Annotated in this window: 15 protein-coding genes; 7 read left to right on the forward strand and 8 right to left on the reverse strand. The window is 58.5% G+C overall.

Annotated elements, in window-relative coordinates; all coding sequences use genetic code 11:
- Positions 1-32: 32 nt before the first annotated feature.
- The 7 genes from AAHA41_RS14365 (at position 33) to AAHA41_RS14395 (ending at position 6,761) form a co-directional block, all read left to right on the forward strand.
- Positions 33-650: a glutathione S-transferase family protein gene (locus AAHA41_RS14365; protein WP_323070216.1), complete on the forward strand. Its 618-nt coding sequence runs from the start codon at positions 33-35 to the stop codon at positions 648-650.
- Between the two features lie 207 nt (positions 651-857).
- Complete coding sequence (gene rbsD, locus AAHA41_RS14370) at positions 858-1,277, forward strand: D-ribose pyranase (RefSeq protein ID WP_323070218.1); 420 nt, start codon at positions 858-860, stop codon at positions 1,275-1,277.
- A gap of 21 nt (positions 1,278-1,298) precedes the next feature.
- Positions 1,299-2,828, forward strand: coding sequence for a ribose ABC transporter ATP-binding protein RbsA (gene rbsA / locus AAHA41_RS14375; RefSeq protein WP_323070219.1), 1,530 nt, complete (start codon positions 1,299-1,301; stop codon positions 2,826-2,828).
- A complete protein-coding gene (rbsC, locus tag AAHA41_RS14380; RefSeq protein ID WP_041207818.1) occupies positions 2,825-3,793 on the forward strand; it encodes a ribose ABC transporter permease in 969 nt (322 codons plus the stop codon). The genes rbsA and rbsC overlap by 4 nt, the downstream gene beginning before the upstream one ends.
- A 35-nt stretch (positions 3,794-3,828) precedes the next feature.
- Entirely contained in the window at positions 3,829-4,704 is an 876-nt protein-coding gene (gene rbsB, locus AAHA41_RS14385) for a ribose ABC transporter substrate-binding protein RbsB (protein ID WP_041207819.1), read from the forward strand.
- A 108-nt stretch (positions 4,705-4,812) separates the two neighbouring features.
- Positions 4,813-5,745, forward strand: a complete 933-nt coding sequence (rbsK, locus tag AAHA41_RS14390) for a ribokinase (protein ID WP_043820134.1) — start codon at positions 4,813-4,815, stop codon at positions 5,743-5,745.
- The gene (locus tag AAHA41_RS14395) at positions 5,745-6,761 is read left to right on the forward strand and encodes a substrate-binding domain-containing protein (protein ID WP_043851105.1); all 1,017 of its coding nucleotides are present in this window, start codon (positions 5,745-5,747) and stop codon (positions 6,759-6,761) included. Before rbsK ends, AAHA41_RS14395 begins: the two co-directional genes overlap by 1 nt.
- A 50-nt stretch (positions 6,762-6,811) precedes the next feature.
- Here the strand turns inward: AAHA41_RS14395 and cobB are convergent, their stop codons facing one another.
- From cobB to AAHA41_RS14435, 8 genes are all read right to left on the reverse strand, one after another.
- Positions 6,812-7,585, reverse strand: coding sequence for a Sir2 family NAD+-dependent deacetylase (gene cobB / locus AAHA41_RS14400; RefSeq protein ID WP_323070220.1), 774 nt, complete (start codon positions 7,583-7,585; stop codon positions 6,812-6,814).
- A gap of 60 nt (positions 7,586-7,645) precedes the next feature.
- Positions 7,646-8,290: a GNAT family N-acetyltransferase gene (locus AAHA41_RS14405; RefSeq protein WP_323070221.1), complete on the reverse strand. Its 645-nt coding sequence runs from the start codon at positions 8,288-8,290 to the stop codon at positions 7,646-7,648.
- 3 nt (positions 8,291-8,293) lie between these two features.
- Positions 8,294-9,538 (reverse strand): response regulator, encoded by a 1,245-nt coding sequence (locus tag AAHA41_RS14410; RefSeq protein WP_201931232.1) that lies wholly within the window; start codon positions 9,536-9,538, stop codon positions 8,294-8,296.
- Positions 9,525-13,496 (reverse strand): transporter substrate-binding domain-containing protein, encoded by a 3,972-nt coding sequence (locus AAHA41_RS14415; RefSeq protein ID WP_323070222.1) that lies wholly within the window; start codon positions 13,494-13,496, stop codon positions 9,525-9,527. Before AAHA41_RS14415 ends, AAHA41_RS14410 begins: the two co-directional genes overlap by 14 nt.
- 15 nt (positions 13,497-13,511) lie before the next feature.
- Positions 13,512-13,808, reverse strand: coding sequence for an integration host factor subunit alpha (ihfA, locus tag AAHA41_RS14420; RefSeq protein WP_005300715.1), 297 nt, complete (start codon positions 13,806-13,808; stop codon positions 13,512-13,514).
- Between the two features lie 3 nt (positions 13,809-13,811).
- Positions 13,812-16,199 (reverse strand): phenylalanine--tRNA ligase subunit beta, encoded by a 2,388-nt coding sequence (pheT, locus tag AAHA41_RS14425; RefSeq protein WP_323070223.1) that lies wholly within the window; start codon positions 16,197-16,199, stop codon positions 13,812-13,814.
- Between the two features lie 12 nt (positions 16,200-16,211).
- Positions 16,212-17,195: a phenylalanine--tRNA ligase subunit alpha gene (pheS, locus tag AAHA41_RS14430; RefSeq protein WP_011706167.1), complete on the reverse strand. Its 984-nt coding sequence runs from the start codon at positions 17,193-17,195 to the stop codon at positions 16,212-16,214.
- A gap of 689 nt (positions 17,196-17,884) precedes the next feature.
- Positions 17,885-18,493 carry a thiol:disulfide interchange protein DsbA/DsbL gene (locus AAHA41_RS14435; protein WP_323071692.1) on the reverse strand — a complete coding sequence of 203 codons (609 nt, stop codon included), beginning with the start codon at positions 18,491-18,493 and terminating at the stop codon, positions 17,885-17,887.
- Positions 18,494-18,851 lie beyond the last annotated feature (358 nt).

An 18,851-nucleotide genomic window follows, 5' to 3' on the forward strand; every position in this document is an offset into this window, starting at 1 on the left:
TCGCGGGTGGCCTGAGCCAATCAGGAGTATTCATGTCCGATCTGACCCTCTTCTTCGCCCCCGACTCCTGCGCCATGGCGGTCCAAATCGCACTGCTGGAAACCGGCGCCCCGTTTACTGCCCGCCAGCTCAATCTGGCTGCCGGTGAGCAGCGTTCGCCCGAATACCTCGCCATCAACCCCAAAGGGCGAGTACCAGCCCTGCTCACCGAGCAGGGCACCCTGACCGAGACCCCGGCCCTGCTGCTCTATGTGGCGCAGCGCTTCCCCACAGCCAAGCTGGCGCCGCTGGACAACCCGTTCCTGCTGGCCCGCATGCAGGAGGTCAACAGCTTCCTCGCCTCCACCGTGCATGTCTCCCACGCCCACGGTCGCCGTGGCAGCCGCTGGGCCGATGACGAACAGGCCATTTTCGCCATGCAGCAGAAAGTCGCCAGCAATATGCGCGATGGCTTTGCCCAGATTGAGCAGCACTATCTGGCAGGCCCCTGGGTACTCGGCGAGCAGTTCAGCGTGGCGGACATCTATCTGTTCGTGGTCGCTGGCTGGCTGAAAAGCGATGGGGTCGAGATCAGTGAATTTCCCAAAGTGGCTGATCATTATCGGCGTATGCTGACCCGTCCGGCGGTCAACAAAGTCCTCTCCAACTAAGTAAAAAATCAATAGAAAGGGTGCCGAGGCTCTGCTGGCACCCTTCTTTCTCTTTCCTCCCCCGCCTTTGAGATCGTTTTCACATTTCCGTGGTTTTGCCGTGGCCCTTCCATCCTAAAAAGCCTATCTTTGCGCCATAACGCAACCGGTTGCGTAACCGGTTGCCTGATAAGAAACTGCGATGGCGAAAGCCTGATGAGGTGCTGTATGAAACGAGGCGTACTGCTCAATGCTCCCCTGAGTGCTCTGGTGGCACAGATGGGCCACACCGACGAGATCACCGTCTGCGATGCGGGGCTGCCCATTCCGGCAGGGCCGGAGCGGATCGATCTGGCGTTGATGGCGGGCACCCCCAGCCTCGAAACCGTGCTGACCGCTCTGCTCACCGATCTGGTGGTGGAGAAGGTGATCATGGCGACCGAGATCAAGCAGATCAGCCCCGCCGCCCATCAGGCGCTGTTCGATCAGCTTGAGGCCCACGCAGCCGCCCAGGGCAAACCCATCTCCATCGAATACTGCCTGCACGAGGAGTTCAAGACCCGCACTCGCCAGAGCAAGGCAATCGTGCGCAGCGGCGAGGTGACTCCCTACGCCAACCTGATCCTCTGCGCCGGTGTGGCGTTTTAAGCCTCTTCAAGGAAGCTGCAAATGAGCACAACCTCCCCCCTCTCACCCATTCTGGAGCTGACCGGGATCGTCAAGACCTTCCCCGGTGTACGCGCCCTCGATGAAGCGGGTCTGCGGGTCTATCCGGGCCAGGTGATGGCCCTGCTCGGTGAAAATGGCGCCGGCAAATCCACCCTGATGAAAGTGCTGACCGGCATCTATCAGGCCGATGCGGGCAGCGTCAGCTACCGCGATCAGCCGGTCCACTTCAAGGGCCCCCGCGACTCTCAGGATCAGGGGATCAGCATCATCCATCAGGAGCTGAACCTGCTGCCGGAGTTGTCGATCGCCGCCAACATCTTCCTCGGTCGCGAGCCCCGTACCCGTTTTGGCAGCATCGACCACAAACAGCTGCGTGAACGGGCAAGCGGCCTGTTGGCGCGACTTGGCGTCAAGCATGGCCCGGATACCCGACTCGGAGATCTCTCCATCGGCGAACAGCAGATGGTGGAGATCGCCAAGGCGCTGTCGTTCGATGCCAGCGTCATCATCATGGATGAACCGACCGATGCGTTGACCGACACCGAGACCGAGCAGCTGTTCAAGGTTATCCGCGAGCTGCGTGAGCAGGGTTGCGGCATCGTCTATATCTCCCACCGCCTCAAGGAGATCTTCGAGATCTGCGATCGGGTCACCGTGCTGCGCGATGGCAAGTGGATCGGCGAGAAGGCGGTGAGCGATCTGGATGAAGACAGGATCATCGAAATGATGGTGGGCCGTCGGCTGGAAGAGCAGTACCCGCGCCTTGAGCGCGAGCTTGGCCCCGTCAGCCTGCAGGTGAAGGGTCTGGCAGGCCCCGGCGTGCGCGGGGTGAGCTTCTCCCTGCGTCAGGGGGAAATTCTGGGCTTTAGCGGCCTGATGGGCTCCGGCCGCACCGAGCTGATGAAGCTTATCTACGGTGCCAGCCCTGTCAGCAGCGGTGAAATCACTGTCGATGGCCACGCGCTGGTGCCAACCAGTCCGGCCGATGGCCTGGCCGCTGGCATCGCCTATATCTCCGAAGATCGCAAAGGTGATGGCCTGGTGCTGGAGCTGTCGGTGCGCGAAAACATGAGTCTCTGCGCCCTCGACGAGTTCATCAGCAACGGCAAGATCGACGGCAAGGCCGAACGGCAGGCGGTGAGCGACTATGTGCGCCTCTTCAACATCAAGACCCCGAGTCAGGATCAGCTGATCAAGCTGCTCTCCGGCGGCAACCAGCAGAAGGTGGCCATCGCCAAGGGGCTGTTGACCCGGCCCAAGGTGCTGATCCTCGACGAGCCGACCCGCGGCGTCGACGTGGGGGCGAAAAAGGAAATTTATCAGCTGATCAACCAGTTCAAGAAGGAGGGGATGAGCATCATTCTGGTCTCCTCCGAGATGCCGGAAGTGCTCGGCATGAGCGATCGCATCATGGTGATGCACGAAGGGCGCATCAGCGCAGAGTTCAACACCCGCGATGCCAATCAGGAGAAGCTGATGGCGGCGGCAGTCGGTAAACAGTGGCAAGCAGAGCAAGAGGCAGCACAATGACAACCCAAACCCTTCCCCGCCGCGGCATCATGAACAAGGCCTGGTGGATCGAGAACAAATCCCTGGTCGCCCTGCTGGTGCTGATTGGTGTCGTCTCCGCGCTCAATCCCAACTTCTTCAGCGTCGACAACCTGCTCAACATCCTGCGCCAGACCTCGGTCAACGCCATCATGGCGGTCGGCATGACGCTGGTTATCCTCACAGCCGGCATCGATCTGTCGGTTGGCTCTGTGCTGGCCCTGTGCGGTGCGCTGGCGGCGACTATGGTAGCGATGGAGCTGCCCATCTGGCTGGTGGTGCCCCTCACCCTGGGTGCCGGCGCCCTGCTTGGCGGCGTCAGCGGCCTCATCATTGCCAAGGGCAAGGTGCAGGCATTTATCGCCACCCTGGTCACCATGACCGCTCTGCGCGGCATCACCATGGTCTATACCGAGGGTCGCCCCATCTCCACCGGTTTCAGTGACGGCGCCGATCACTTTGCCTGGCTCGGTACCGGCTATCTGCTCGGTCTGCCGGTGCCCATCTGGCTGATGGCCATCGTCTTCCTGCTCGCCTGGTTCATGCTCAACCACACCCGTCTCGGTCGCTACATCTACGCCCTGGGCGGCAACGAATCGGCCACCCGCCTCTCGGGTATCAATGTGGATCGGGTGAAGCTGGCGGTGTATGGTCTGTGCGGCGCGCTCTCGGCACTGGCAGGGCTTATCGTCACCTCCCGTCTCTCCTCTGCCCAACCGACCGCCGGTATGGGTTACGAGCTGGATGCCATCGCCGCCGTAGTGCTGGGTGGTACCAGCCTGATGGGGGGCAAGGGCCGCATCATGGGCACCCTGATCGGTGCGCTGATCATCGGCTTCCTGAACAACGCCCTCAACCTGCTCGATGTCAGCTCCTATTACCAGATGATCGCCAAGGCCAGCGTGATCTTGCTTGCCGTGATGGTCGACAACAAAAGTACCCGATAACAACGTAAAACACGCCACACACAAGGAATGAAATGATGAAAAAGCTCAATACCCTGCTCGCTGCCGCCATCATGTCCGTGCTGGGCACCGCCCAGGCTGCTGACCATACCCTGGCGATGGTGGTCTCCACCCTCAACAACCCTTTCTTCGTCACTATGAAGGAGGGGGCCGAAGCCAAGGCCAAGGAGCTTGGCTACGAGCTGGTGGTGCTGGACTCCCAGAATGACCCGGCCAAAGAGCTCTCCAACATGGAAGATCTTACCGTGCGCAAGGTCAACGCTATCCTGATCAACCCGACCGACTCCGAAGCGGTGGGCAACGCCATCCGTCTGGCCAACCGCGCCAACATCCCGGTACTGACTCTGGACCGCGGTGCTGCGCAGGGTGAGGTCAAGGCTCACATCGCCTCCGACAACGTGGCAGGCGGCAAGCTGGCCGGTGACTTCATCACCGAAAAACTGGGTACCGGCGCCAAGGTCATTCAGCTGGAAGGGATTGCCGGTACCTCCGCCGCCCGAGACCGTGGCGAAGGTTTTGCCCTAGCCGTGGCGGCCAACAAGCTGCAGGTACTGGCTTCCCAGCCGGCCGACTTTGACCGCACCAAGGGTCTGAACGTCATGGAAAACCTGCTGGCGGCCCACCCGACCGTTCAAGCTGTGTTCGCCCAGAACGACGAGATGGCACTGGGCGCCATCCGCGCGGTGCAGGCAGCCGGTAAAGAGGTGATGATCGTCGGTTTCGACGGCACTGACGATGGCAAAGCCGCCGTGGCCAAGGGTAAACTGGCCGCCACCGTGGCCCAGCAGCCCGCGCTGATCGGTGCCATCGGCGTCGAGACTGCCGACAAGGTGCTCAAGGGTCAGCCGGTAGAGAAATCCATTCCGGTACCGCTGCAAGTGGTCAGCAAGTAAGTTCTCGAGGGGAGGTTCGCCTCCCCTTTTCCCTCTCGTTCAGGTGCCTCCCGGCTTGGGCTCACTCAGTCACAGTGTTCAAGCCAAGATGCATCAGGAGTAGTCAACATGAATCGTCTCGTCGTTCTGGGCAGTGTCAATGCAGACCACGTGCTGCGCGTTCCCCACTTTCCTCGCCCGGGTGAAACCCTGACCGGCCACAGCTATCAGGTGGTGCCCGGTGGCAAGGGGGCTAATCAGGCAGTCGCTGCCGCCCGCCTTGGCGCTCCCGTCTCCTTTATCGCCCGCATCGGTGATGACGCCATCGGCCACCAGATGAAGAGTGGATTTGCCAAAGATGGCATCGACGTCAGTGCCGTCGAGCTCGATCCCAAGCTCCCGACCGGTATCGCCATCATCTATGTGAGCGATGAGGGGGAGAACAGCATAGGTATCTCCGCCGAAGCGAACGGTGCCATCACCCCTGCCGTGGTGAAAAACCATGAAGCGATGATCGCCGATGCCCACACCCTGCTGTTGCAGCTGGAAGTGCCGCTGGAGAGCGTCCACGAAGCTGCCCGCCTGGCCCGCGCCCATGGCACCCGGGTGGTGCTCAACCCCGCCCCTGCCCGTCCGCTCTCAAGCGAACTGCTGGCGCTGGTCGACCTTATCACCCCCAACCAGACCGAGGCCGAGCTGTTGACCGGCGTCAAAGTCACCGACGAAGCGAGCGCCCGCGAGGCGGCTGCCCGTTTCCACCAGATGGGCATTGCGGACGTGATGATCACCCTGGGGTCGCAGGGGGTCTATTGCAGCAACGCCCAGCAACAACAGTTGATCCCGGGCTTTCGGGTCAAGGCGGTGGATACCACTGCCGCGGGCGATACCTTCAACGGCGCCCTGCTGGCGGCGGAACTGGCCGGTGCCGATTTCCACAGCGCGGTGCGCTTTGCCCACGGGGCGGCGGCACTCTCCGTCACCCGGTTCGGCGCCCAGAGCTCCATCCCGAGCAAGCAGGAGGTCGACACCTTCCTGCTTGAGCAGACTGCGCAGGGGCACTGATGGCCAATATCAAGGAGGTGGCGGCGCTTGCGGGGGTATCGACCACCACCGTCTCCCACGTCATCAACGAGACCCGCTTCGTCGCCGAGGAGACCCGCGAGCGGGTCTTTGCGGCCATGCGCGAGCTCAACTATGCCCCGAGTCTGGTGGCACGCAGCCTCAAGGTGAAGGAGACCAACAGTATCGGCATGCTGGTCACCACCTCCAGCAACCCCTTCTTTGCCGAAGTGGTGCGCGGGGTGGAGCGTTACTGCTTCGAGCAGGGCTACAACCTGATGCTGGGCAACACCGAAGGGCAGGCCGAGACGGCCCTCTCCTACCTCAAGATGATGCTGCGCAAGCGGGTCGATGGCCTGCTCATCATGTGCAGCGAAGGCCAACAAGAGGTGTTCAATCAGCTCGACTGGCTCAAGAGCCTGCCGGTGGTTGTGATGGATTGGGGGCTGGTCAGCGAGGATGTCGATCTTATCGCCGACAACTCCTTCCACGGCGGTTATCTCGCAACCCGCCATCTGATTGAACTGGGCCACACCGCCATTGGTTGCATCACAGGCCCTCACAGCCGCGCCCCCGCCAACCAGCGCCAAGCTGGCTTTGAGCAAGCGCTGCAGGAGGCTGGGCTCACTGTCAATCCCGACTGGATTCAGGAGGGGGACTTTGACTGCGCCAGCGGCCATCAGGCGATGACCCGCCTGCTGGCGCTGCCCGAACGCCCCACCGCCCTCTTTGTCTGCAACGACATGATGGCGATGGGAGCAATCAGTGCCGCTCATCAGGCGGGTCTGGTGATCCCGCGCGACCTCTCCATTGTCGGATACGACAATGTGGCGCTGGCCGAATTCATGTCGCCGCCACTCACTACCATCAACCAGCCCAAAGAGGAGCTGGGACGCCTCGCCGTCACCCGTCTGTTGGCTCGCATAAACGGCGAAGCGGTGGCTGACCACCTGATCACGGTTGACCCGGATTTAGTGATCAGGCAATCCTGCGCCCCCCGGCCGTCGGCGCAAAAGTAGATAGCAACAAAAAAGGCGACTCACAGTCGCCTTTCTCTTTGCCACCGCCTCTAGCGGTCGCGCATCTCCATCCAGTTGTGCCCCTCGATCTGCTTGGGCTGATGGATGCCGCACACTTCAAGCAACTCATCCACGTAGGCCGGCACCAGCAGAGAGGCAGGCCCGTAGCGTTTTTCATCAAACTGGCTGCCCACCTCGCTCGGCTCGAGATTGAGCTCTATGGTGTGAGCACCATTCAACCCCGCCTCGTGCACAAAACCGGCAGCCGGATAGACAGCGCCCGAAGTGCCGATGGAGATAAAGAGATCACACTGAGCCAGCGCACTATAAATGCGATCAAGCCCGATCGGCATCTCGCCAAACCAGACCACGTGGGGGCGCAGCGGCTGGGGAAACTGACAGCAGGAGCAGAACTCCTCCTGATGAAGATCGCCACGCCACTCGATCACCTGACCGGACTCGGGACAGCGGGCCTTGAGCAGTTCGCCATGCATGTGGATAAGGTTCTTGCTCCCTGCACTCTCGTGCAGATTGTCGATATTCTGGGTCACCAGGGTCACGCTGCCGGGAAAAAGACGCTCGAGGCGAGCCAGCGCATAGTGGGCGGGATTGGGATGTACCTGAGGTTGCTGGAGCTGTTTGCGGCGGGAGTTGTAGAAGCGCTGCACCAGCTCCGGATCTCTGGCATACCCTTCCGGTGTTGCCACATCCTCGACGCGGTGCTCCTCCCACAAACCGTCGCAGGCGCGGAAGGTTTTGATCCCCGACTCGGCAGAGATCCCCGCTCCGGTGAGGATCACGATATTTTTGATTGTCTGCCCCATAACATGCTCCGTCTCTCCCTGCGCATTAGGTGTGACCTTAGCACAGGGTAAAAAGTGGCTCTATTCGCCCTTGGTCTTAGTAATGGCGTGGACAACCTCTGCAGGCAGCCACTCGTCCAGCACGCTCAAATCGAGGCGCGCAAAAACCATCTCGCGACCAGTCACCAGAGTCAGCGGCAGCCCCAACCGCTTGAGCATCAGCAACATGGGGCGGTTCTGGGCCAGCACTTCGGCCGTCCACTCGGCAATCCCCCCGGCTCTGGCCAGCAGCGCCAATGCCAGCAAGATCCGCCGTCCCGCACCACGATGCTGAAAGTGATCCGCCACGATACAGGAAAACTCAGCCCGATCAGGATGAAGGCGGCGACGAATGGATTGGGCCTGTGCCAGCGGACGTCCCGCCATATCCGTCAGCAACAGGGCAATCTGCTGCTCCGGGTTGTAGTCGAGAAAGTGTGATACCAGCTCTGGCGAGGGGGTTCTCTTGGCCCGCATGAAACGCAGATAGATACTCTGGGCGCTGAGATCCTCATAGGCGGCCAGCATCTGGGCCGGCTCGACCCCGAGCTGCTCGCGCAGCAGACAGGCTTCCCCGGAGAGATTCATTGCAATCGGCAGGGCCGAGCGGGCCACCGGATAAGGCCACCCCTCCAGCCCTTTGACCAGACGCTCCCGCTGCATGGGCCAGCAGAGATAGCGGGGCATGGGCTACCAGCGCCCCGCGATACCGCGCTCTTGCCACATCTCGACATCAAGCAGGTTGTAAGGGTCATCCAGATAGATGTCGACTCCGAGTTCCCGCACCCGCGCCATAAAGCGGCCAAGCAGCGAATCGGCGCTCAACGACTCGATATCGGAGAGCATCCCCTGCCCCAGCAGCAAGGATTGCAGCGGCAGCCGCTCCAGCAGATCGAACGGCAGATGCTGGTTGTTGTCGAGCAGGAGCGCCAGCTTGCTCCCAGCCAGACTAGCTTGCAGCACCAGCGCAAAACGATCAGGATTGCTGAGCAGGTGATCACGACGATGGATAAGCAGCGTCAGCTCGGACGGGGTTCGCGACTGCTCCGCCAGCCACTCCTTGAGTCGCTCCCAACGAGGGGGCAAGCCGCTTACGGCCAGCCAGACCGGTGCTGAAGTGATGGGGCTAGAGAGCAGGCCGAGTTGTCCCAGTACCTGACCCTGCCAGGTCGTGATGGTGCGGCGCTGACCGCTCAGTCGGCGCTGGCGCAGCGGGCCAAGATAGAGACCACGCAGCAACCTGAGCAGTTCGTCGCAATCGAGCGGTTTGGCCAGCGCCGCCAGAATATTGAAGCCGGCATCGTGCAGCAGGCGGCGAGCACCGTCGATCAGGGTCTGCTCATGGGCGGAGAGCAAAATGATCGGCAGCCCGTCTGACTGCAACTGTGGCTGGCCCATCAGCAGGCTGATGGCGTCCTGATCCACCAAGCTGAGATCGCAGATGAGCAGACGAGTGCTCCCCTCACCCAGCGCCGCAAGGCAGGCTTGCTCATCCTGCACCCAGTGACAGGTCAGCCCCAGTCCGGCGATGGTTTGCTGCAACTGCATCCCCTGAAACGGGTGATCTTCCAGCAGCAGGATCCGGCTGGCAGCAAGCCAGTTGCTCCACGCCTGATAGCTTGAGAGCAGCCCCCCCTGCCAATCCTCTTCGATGGCGTAGATACCGTTATGGAGCTGAAGCTGGGGAAAATAATCCGCCGTACGGTGCGAGTCTGGATCATAGAGTGCGATAGCCCCCGCCGAGAAGAGCCCCTCCCACTGCCAACAGGCATCAGGCTGGGTACGGTGCAGCGCCACGTAATTTGGCAGTGTCGCCTGCTTGGCCATCTCGTAAGAGGCGCAATCGAGAGCATAGAGCGCAATAGGACGAAAACCGGCCAACCCGGGATCTTCCGAGTTAAGCAGCGCCAGCAGTTCTTCATCAGTGATGATCATCTTCAGCCCTCTTGGTCAAATGCTGGCTGAACCCATCCAGCGCCCGGGTTAACCTGACAGCCAATTCGCTGTGCTTCGATTGCTGCCACTCGTCAATGACAGTGACGATGGCGGTTGCTCCTACCATTCTGGCGGCCCCTTTCAATTTGTGTAAAGCGGCATTCACCCCTTGCTCATCCTTATTTGCCAGACACTGCTCCAGAGCCGCCAGATCGGCTCTGGTTGTATCCAGATAGAGCTGTGCCAGCTCTTTTGATAGCAGCGATGAAGCAGCTGCAGGCTCGGCAACCATCCCCTCTTTCTTGCCAAGCTGGTGCAGCATGGCGGCCAGCTCCCTTAACGCGACAGGCTTGTCGAGATGCCCGTTGCAACCGCACGATTGCAGTTCGATAGCCGCCTGTTCACTGAGATCTGCAGTAATCACATAGGCAGGCAGATTGCGCCAGCGAGGCGAGCCACGCAGCTTGCGGCAGAGATCGGCGCCATTCATAACCGGCATCTGCAGATCGGTCAACACCAGATCTACCTCGTGATCGGCCAGCACATCAAGCGCCAGCTGGCCATTGGCAGCGGTCAGCACCTCGGCCCCCAGCTGTCCCAGCTGTAGCTTGATCAGCTCCCGGTTGACATCGTGATCTTCTACCAGCAGCACCCGCATGCCAAGACCGGGGCGGGTTGCCGAAGAGGGCTCTGTGACATCCAGCCTGGGTTGCAACAGATTGATGACGGTACCGGGCACCCAGGGCTCCCCCTGCCACTCCCAGTAATAGAATCCCTTCTCGTCGACCTGAGCCTGCAACCTGTGGTTTGCCGTGCCAGATACCTCAACCCCGAATCTTGCCAACCAAGGGGCGAGTTGCTTCACCTCATCGGGAGGCAGTGAGAGCGCCAGCTCTCGCACCTTGGGCTGCCAATGATGCGCCTGTTTGAGCAGTTTGAGCGGCAACTCGCAGAAGAAACGGCTGCCGCCTCCCGTTCTGGGTTCGACATCTATGATCCCCCCCATCTGCTCGATAAGCTGCTTGCAGATGGCAAGCCCGAGGCCGGTCCCCGGCGCCCTCAGCTGCCCCGCCACCGCGAACTGTTCAAACGGCATGAAGAGTGTTGGTCGCATCTCGTCGGTAATACCCGGCCCCTGATCATCAACACCAAAACGAAGGTTCGAACCCACGCTCTCAGCCCAGAGCACCACCTCGCCACGGTGACTGAACTTGATGGCATTGGAGAGCAGGTTGTGCAGAACCTGCTGAACGCGATGGGGATCGAGGGTCTGCAAGGCGGGCATCGCCGGATCAAGCTGCAAACGCAATTGCAGCTGCTTGGCTCTGGCCTTGGTCCAGTGCACCGCCGCCACGTGTTCGCACAGCTCGGTAAAATCGGTCGGCTGGGGCGAGAGCGACAAGGTGCTGTTCTCATTGCGGCTGAAATCGAGCACATCGTTGAGCAGGCCGAGCAACTCGTCCCCGGCCTGACGGATCCGTGCCAGCGCCGAGCCCTGCTCCTGGGAAAGCGGGGTGCTGGCGAGCCACTCCAGCAGGCCGAGAATGGCGTTCATCGGAGTGCGGATCTCGTGGCTGATGGCCGCCAGAAAACGTCCCTTGGCCTGCACCGCCTGCTGTGCCTCTTCATGAGAGAGTTGCAGAGCCTGCTCCTGTTCAACCCGCGCGGTCACATCCTGCATGACCGCATAGATGCGCCACCCTTGTGGCTGGCTGCGACCACGCCCAGAGAGCTGCAACCAGCGCAGACCCTGCTCGGGATGGTGATAGCGCAGGGTACAGACGAAGGGCTTGCCCTCATGCAGCATGGCGAACATGTTACTGCGCGCCAGTTGCAAATCTTCGCGCTCCAGCAGGTCAAGCACCCGAGCCGGTTCACGGCGGATCTGCTGGCTGGCCAGCCCCAACAACTCGTAACAGCCACGGCTGATGAACTCGATGGTGCCCACGCTCTCCTGAACCAGGAGGAATTGCAGCACCACCCCGGGCACGGTATTGGTCAAGGCACGCAGCCGTCGCTCAGCCTGACGCAGAATGCGGGCCTGCTGGCGCAGGGCGCTGATATCGGACAAGGCAATAAGATCGGTTGCTGGCGCCTGTTTCTCCAGTCGCAGCGGATGCTGCACATAGGCAAACACCTGCTCGCCAAGACTCAGCTCCCCTTCGCTCTTTTGTGATTGCACCTCGGGCAGCAGCAGTTCCGTGCCGTAACGCAGTGAAAGCCGGTGCCCCTGCTTGTTGGATTTGATCACCCTTCCCTGTTCATTACGCAAATAGACGGGAACAGGAAGGGCCTGAAACATGGTTTCGCGCAGCTCACTTTCGATTGCCAGCGCTTTTTCTGCCGCCTGCCGCTGGGCGACCTCGCGGGCCAGCTGCTGGCGCGAACGCCAGATCACCCCGATCACGATACCACTGATCAGCAGCGCCAGCGCGATGGAGCCAAACCAGGCACCATAACTGATTCCGGATTGCTGCATCACCACCAGACGGCGCCAACGCTGGTTAAGTTCGTCGATCTGGGTATTGGTCAGGGCCATCAGGTTTCTGTCTATCACGCCAGCCAGCTCGGTCTGATCCTTGCGAATGGCAAAGCCGAGTCCGAATCTGTCATCCAGCTCCTTGATCTGAAGCCCTTCCAGCAGATGGGTACGCTGCGGATATTGCAACTGGTACAGCTCGCTCAGCATGGCGTCAGCCTTGCCTTGCTGCAGCAACGTGATCCCCTGGCTCAGGTCATCGGTGCGGACCCATTCCTGATCACCCAGCTGTGCCAGCAGAGAGGGATCGTAGAGCGATTCAGGTACCAGGATTCGCTGTTTGCCCAGCTGGGAGAATTTGTCTGCGCTGATGGCGCGCTTGCTGATCAGAGCAAAACGGTTGATGGAGATCATCCGGCTGAAAGTAAAGTCATCGGCGAGCTCGGGAGACTCCGGCAAACCGGCCATCATGTCGGCCTCACCGCTGCGCAGCTTCTCTATCGCCTCGGCCTTGGTGGCCGCCGGCACCAGCATATATTTGAGGCCACTCTCCTGAGTTACCCAATTCAGAATATCTGCGCTCCACCCTTTTGCTTCGCCCTGATCGTTAATGCCACTGTAGGGCATCAGCTGCGGGTTCATCACCAGACGCACGACCCGCCTTCTGCCAGAAAGCCAGGCCTGTTCGGCGTCATTGAAATGGAGTCGGTTGATATAGAGCGCCCCCTGATCCATATAGCGGCTCAGGTCGGTATAGAGGGTACCGGCGGGCATATAACGAATGAGCGTATCGACAAACTTGGCCAGCTCGGGATCGTTGCGCATCATCAGGCGATAGCTGACCACCCGCTCATCACCCAGCAGACGGCGCAGACGCAGGCCGTCGGCAGGATATTCGCGCATCAGGTAGCGCAGCTGGAGATAGTCCCCCAGGTAGGCGGAGTTCTTCTTCCCCTCAAGAGCTGAATAGATACTCTCCCCTCTCCTCAGGGTTCTGAGCTCAGCCCCCGGATGCAGTTCACGCAAAATTGCGCTGGTATCCGTGGCGGAAGAGACCAGAAACTTGGCCTGACGAAGATCGCCCCGATAGAGAATGGCGGCATCAGTCTCCATCATGGGACGGCTTACCAGCAGGCCGGTCTCCTCTCTACCCAGGGTGCCGATATGGGGGATAATGTCGCATGCACCGCGCAGCAAGGCAGCGCGGGCAGCCTGCCAGTCGGCCATCTCGGAGAGTTTCAGTGGCACAGGCAACATATCTGCAAGACGGAGCAGACGATCTTTTAGCAAGCCACCATCAGGGGTGACATAAGGCGGGGGAAGTGCAGCCGGGTAGCACACCTTCAGCTCTTTCAGCGAGCGAAGGTAAGCCTGGGTTGCCGGATCGAGAGGAAGCATCATGGCCTGCAGTGGCATGGCCAGCATGGCTCCCAGCAATAATAGAGATTTTTTTATCATCGATAAGTAAAAGCCAGGCATTTGCCTGGCTTTTTATCACTCGTTGGGTTCAACATTTTCTACCCTGGCCTTGAGTTTCTGGCCAGGCCGGAAGGTCACCACGCGACGGGCACTGATAGGAATATCTTCGCCAGTCTTGGGGTTACGTCCGGGACGCTGATTCTTCTCACGAAGGTCAAAGTTACCGAAGCCTGAGATTTTGACTTGTTCACCACGCTCAAGCGCTTGTCTGATCTCTTCAAAGAAGGCTTCCACCATATCTTTGGCTTCACGCTTGCTCATCCCGAGCTGGGTGAACAGGTGCTCTGCAATGTCGGCTTTGGTAAGCGCCATAGATCAATCCCTCAAGGATGCATTCAACTCTTCACCAAGGGCCCGCACGACATTGTCTACGGTCTCGGCAATCTCTTTCTCCTCCAGGGTGCGCTGGGTATCTTGCAGAACAAGACTGATGGCCAGGCTCTTCTTGTCCTCAGCCATACCAGCACCCTGGTATACGTCAAACAAGTTTATTCCAACTACCTGATTTCCGCCAACTTTTTTAATTACTGCCAGAACATCCCCTGCCAGAACCTGACGATCAACCACCACGGCGATGTCACGACGGTTGGCCGGGAACTTGGATACTTCGGCAGCAACCGGCACTTTGGCCGGGGTCAGCTTGTCCAGCTCCAGTTCGAACATGACGGCGCGGCTCTTCAGACCCAGCTTCTTCTCGAGGCTCGGGTGGATCACGCCAATGTGACCAATCACCACGCCATTGCGCAGAATGGCGGCGCTCTGACCCGGGTGCAGGGCACTGTGCTCGGCACGCTCGAAGGTGAAGGTGGCCCCTTCGGCGGTCAGATCCAGCACAGCTTCAAGATCCCCTTTCAAATCAAAGAAATCGGCTGCGCGAGTTTTGATGTCCCAGTGCTCGTCGCTCTGGTTGCCGGTGATGATACCGGCCAGCATCGGCTCCTGACGGATGCCGTTCTCGGCATTCTCGTCCTTGATGAAGCGCAGACCCTGCTCGAACAGTCGCACGCGCGGCTGCTGACGGTTCTGGTTGTAAACCACGGCCTGCACCAGACCCGGGAACAGAGAGACGCGCATGGCGGACATCTCGACCGAAATCGGGTTGGGCAGCACGATGGCGTCGCTCTGCGGGAACAGGGTTTGCTGAGCCTTGGGATCGACGAAGCTGTAGGTGATCGCTTCCTGGAAGCCGCGGTCAACCAGCAGGTCGCGCACGCGCTTCAAGGTCACCTGCCCTTCTGCCTGCTCCACCATCGCCAGAGAGGCGGCGGGTTTCAGGTTCGGGATGTTGTTGTAGCCGTAGATACGGGCCACTTCCTCGATGAGGTCTTCCTCGATGGCGATGTCGAAACGCCAGGAGGGGGCCAGCGCGGTCCAGCCGTCAGCGTCAACGGTTACCTGCATGCCCAGACGGGTCAGGATCTCGACCACCTGAGCATCCGCCACGCTGATACCGATCACCTTGTCGAGCTTGGTGCGACGCAGCTTGATGGGTGCCGCTTTCGGCAGGTGGGCATCGGATTTGACCTCGATGACCGGACCCGCTTCGCCGCCGCAGATATCCAGCAGCAGACGGGTGGCACGATCCATTACCTTGGCCTGCAGCTCCGGATCCACCCCGCGCTCGAAGCGGTGGGAAGAGTCGGTGTGCAGACCGTAGGCACGAGCACGACCGGTGATGGAGAGCGGTGCGAAGAAGGCGCACTCCAGCAGAATGTCGGTAGTGGTCTCGGAGACACCGGTGCGATCACCGCCGAAGATACCGGCCATACAGGCAGGACCTTTGGCATCGGCAATCACCAAAGTGCTCTCTTTGAGCTTCACTTCATTGCCATCGAGCAAGGTCATCGGCTCATCCGCGTGAGCGCGGCGCACCACCAGTTCCCCTTCCAGCTTGGCCAGATCGAAGGCGTGCATCGGCTGACCGTATTCCAGCAGCAGATAGTTGGTGATGTCGACGATGGCATCAATAGAGCGGATACCGCCACGGCGCAGCTTCTCCTGCATCCAGAGCGGGCTCTGGGCCTGCAGGTTCAGCCCCTTGATGACACGACCCAGATAGCGGGGGCAATCGGCAGGCGCTTCAACCCGGATCGGGAAAGTTGCATCAATGGTGGCAACGGCTGGTGTCCAGGTCGGCTCGACCACGTCCACGCTGTTGAGCACGCCAATTTCACGAGCCAGACCCGCGATGCCGAGGCAATCGGCACGGTTCGGGGTCAGATCCACATCGATGCTCACGTCATTGAGTGCGAGGTATTCGCGGATATCGGTCCCGATGGGCGCATCCAGCGGCAGCTCGATGATGCCATCGGCTTCAACGTCGATTCCCAGCTCACTGAAAGAGCAGAGCATGCCGTGAGACGGCTGGCCACGCAGCTTGGCTTTCTTGATGGTGAAATCACCCGGCAGTGTCGCCCCTACTTTGGCAACGCACACTTTCAGGCCTTGGCGGCAGTTCGGCGCACCGCAGACGATGTCCAGCAGCTCGGCCTCGCCCACGTTGACCTTGGTCACCCGCAGTTTGTCGGCATCCGGATGCTGGGCGCACTCGACCACTTCACCCACAACCACATTGTTGAACTGGCCAGCCACCGCTTCCACGGCGTCCACTTCCAGACCGGCCATGGTGATCTGCTCAGCCAGTGCGTTGTCACTCAACTCGGTGCGGACCCACTCCATCACCCAGGATTTACTGAATTTCATGTTCTCTCGCCCTTACTTGAACTGCTTGAGGAAGCGCAGGTCGTTTTCGAAGAAGGCACGCAGGTCGTTGACCCCGTAACGCAGCATAGTCAGGCGCTCAACGCCCATGCCGAAGGCAAAGCCGGAGTATTTTTCCGGATCGATGCCAACCGAACGCAGTACGTTCGGGTGCACCATGCCGCAACCCAACACTTCCAGCCACTTGCCGTTCTTGCCCATCACGTCTACTTCGGCGCTCGGCTCGGTGAACGGGAAGTAGGAAGGACGGAAGCGAATGGTCAGGTCTTCCTCGAAGTAGTTGCGCAGAAAATCGTGCAGAATGCCCTTCAGCTCCGTAAAGCTGGCATGCTCGTCGACCAGCAGACCTTCAACCTGATGGAACATCGGGGTGTGGGTCATGTCGTAGTCGTTACGATAAACGCGGCCCGGCGCGATGATGCGGATCGGCGGCTGCTGATGCTCCATGGTGCGGATCTGCACACCGGAGGTGTGGGTACGCAGCATCAGATCAGGATTGAAGTAGAAGGTGTCGTGATCGGTACGCGCCGGATGGTGAGCCGGAATATTCAGCGCATCGAAGTTGTGGAAACCATCTTCAATCTCGGGACCACGGGCAACCTTGAAGCCCATCTCGCCAAACAGGCGCTCGATACGCTCGATGGTGCGGGTCACCGGGTGCAGACCGCCATTCTCGATGCGGCGGCCCGGCAGGCTGACGTCGATGGTCTCGGCAGCCAGCTTCTGATTCAGCACAGCGATTTCGAGGGCTTCACGACGCTCGTTCAGGGCATCCTGAACCTGCTGTTTGGCCTGGTTGATCACGGCGCCCGCGGCGGGACGCTCTTCGGCAGACAAGGCACCCAGGCCCTTCATCTGCTCGGTAAAAAAGCCCTTTTTACCCAGATATTTGACCCGGATTTCGTCGAGGGCGGCGATGTCGCTTACGCCCTCAATTTCGGCTCTGGCTTGGCCGACTACTTCTTCAAGCTGTTGCATGTCTTCCTCGTCACCACTCCCGGTACAGGAGCCTTTAGGCTAAATAAGGTCAAGAGGGGAATAATACAAAAAAAGCCCCTTCGCTGACCATAGTTAAGGTCCCCTTTTCTCCCTAGAAATCATTTTGTTATATCAAGTGAGTCTCGAGTTCCCCCTACCCTTGTTCCAAATCGTGTTATCAATACCAAGTTTGTTGGCATACATAGACCCTATGAAGTCGTGCCGTATAGGCCCATCCGACCTTATGAGCATGAGCGTGGAAGCCAAGGGATCGCCCTCAAACACAAAGAAATACAAAGGTTCCACATATCAGGTAGATTTCCTCTTATCCTCCACGTTAACCACATCTGGTATACGGTCTTGTATCACGGCTCTGACGCTGGCGCGGGTCACTGCTGATGGATCCATAGGACGAACCAAGGTGATAGATACTATACAACCCGACAGTTAACACAATAATCGCTTATAAAGCGCATCAATCCCCCTCCCCTGTTTGGCTACGTCAATACAATCACGGGAAAGAGCTGCTATAAACCACAAAATATCAACGTTGATTATCTGTCGGAGACGCTATGAGATCTACCTCCGAAAAAAGAGATGATGCCGATGACTCAACATCATCTCTTATATTATTTTATTTAAAATAACAAAGTGAATTAATAACTCTCGTTATATCCTAGTAAATTAAATTATGCATCCTTTGCCAAAAGATATTTGATCAATTGGGTGAACTGCTCTTGTGAGTTGATAGACTCAATCTTTATCATATACTTGCCGTTGACAATAAATGTCGGGGTACTACGAATATTATATTTCTCTGTGTTATGATCGAACTGGCTTACCATGGATGAAACTGCAAAGCTATCAACCGTGTTATCAAATGCCTCTACCTGCACGCCATTCTCTACAAAGAGCTTTTTAATATCATCACGATTTTGTGGAGCTTGGCGCTGTACCTGGATTTTATGAAAGAGTGATGGAGTTAACTTGCTTTCAACATTAAGTAGTGTTGCGGTTGCATAAGCCCGTTGCATCTCCTGGGCCATATCGCGCCCAAAAAAAGCGACCGGATTCTTCTTGATAGCTACCTCTTTGGGGAGATCATGTTGTAACTGCTCAACGATGGGTTCAAATTTCGCACATGGCGGGCAGTAGTAAGAGAAAAACTCCAATACCTCTGGTTGAGCAGTAGCTGTTTGCTTGAGGACATCATAGTTGACCCCCTCTTTGAACTCTGGAGCCGCATTAGCGAAGGGAAGCATAAAGATAGCAGCAAGGATCAAAAGAATTTTTTTCATAAAACTTCCAGTTGATAGTCAGACAAAAATTTCATTATAGGAATTTCGACCTTGCTAAAAGCTGAACAAACATCATCTCTTGTACAAGAATACTATTGCATACGAGGATAATAAACATTCAATTTGAAAATAAATCTATCCCTGTTGCAATCTAAATATAAAATCTATTCGTACCTCAATGTTATTTTATTAAAAATTTATAGTCGCAATATAATACCGAGCTCCCGCAGAATTTTGACTTGCACACCTAGCTGTTATTAAATAATGCAAAGAATAGTTTAGATATAAACTATATATAACCAGAATCGGTACCAAGATGAACATTGATGGGAAAACGCAAATGCAGCGTAACTATAGG

It is taken from the genome of Aeromonas sp. SER (genome assembly GCF_038739615.1).
Lineage (GTDB): Bacteria > Pseudomonadota > Gammaproteobacteria > Enterobacterales > Aeromonadaceae > Aeromonas > Aeromonas jandaei.